This is a genomic window from Anaerostipes sp. MSJ-23 (assembly GCF_018918155.1).
GTDB lineage: Bacteria > Bacillota > Clostridia > Lachnospirales > Lachnospiraceae > Anaerostipes.
This window is the reverse complement of record NZ_JAHLPY010000047.1, coordinates 1-564: the sequence shown is the minus strand read 5'-3', so window position 1 is coordinate 564 and position 564 is coordinate 1. Positions and strand designations below refer to the sequence as shown.

Sequence of the window (564 nt, the reverse complement as noted above, 5' to 3'; positions counted from 1 at the left end):
AACTTCTTTTCCGTGTGCTGAGGAACCTGAAAAATGCTGAATGATGCAAAAGGTCTTCAGGCTGTTTATATTGTGTGTGGTTATACAGATCTAAGAAAAGGAATCGATTCTCTTTCAAACATCATTTCTCAAACCTATGGGATGGATCCTTTTCAGCCTAGAACTCTGTTTATGTTCTGTGGACGTAAAACAGACCGGATCAAGGCACTTATATGGGAAGGTGATGGATTTTTACTCTGCTATAAACGGTTAGAACAAAAAACCAGTAAATTCCAATGGCCCAGAAGTCAGGAAGAAGTATGTAAGCTTACATCCCAGCAGTTTCGATGGTTGATGGAAGGTCTGACGATCAAGCCTAAAAAATGTATTCAGAAAATAGATCATCCACGTTTCGTCTGAACATTCTGTGGATAAAGTATTCCTGTCAAAATGACTTTATCCACGGATTTAAAAAGTTGTCTCATATCTCTTTACATGCGTTTATGTTCTATGATAGTGTGGTCTTATGAAAGAGATCATATTTAACGAGGGACAATGAAACAGATTTACAAAGGAACAGATCAT

Annotated in this window: 1 protein-coding gene; it reads left to right on the top strand. The window is 37.4% G+C overall.

Annotated elements, in window-relative coordinates; all coding sequences use genetic code 11:
* Positions 1-33: 33 nt before the first annotated feature.
* On the top strand, positions 34-399 hold the full coding sequence (gene tnpB, locus KQI71_RS13110; RefSeq protein ID WP_216436399.1) for an IS66 family insertion sequence element accessory protein TnpB: 366 nt from the start codon (positions 34-36) through the stop codon (positions 397-399).
* Positions 400-564: the final 165 nt, after the last annotated feature.

Excerpts from the sequence above, each read along its gene's own strand:
- tnpB (WP_216436399.1), top strand. The coding sequence starts at position 34 with ATGCTGAATGATGCAAAAGGTCTTCAGGCTGTTTATATTGTGTGTGGT.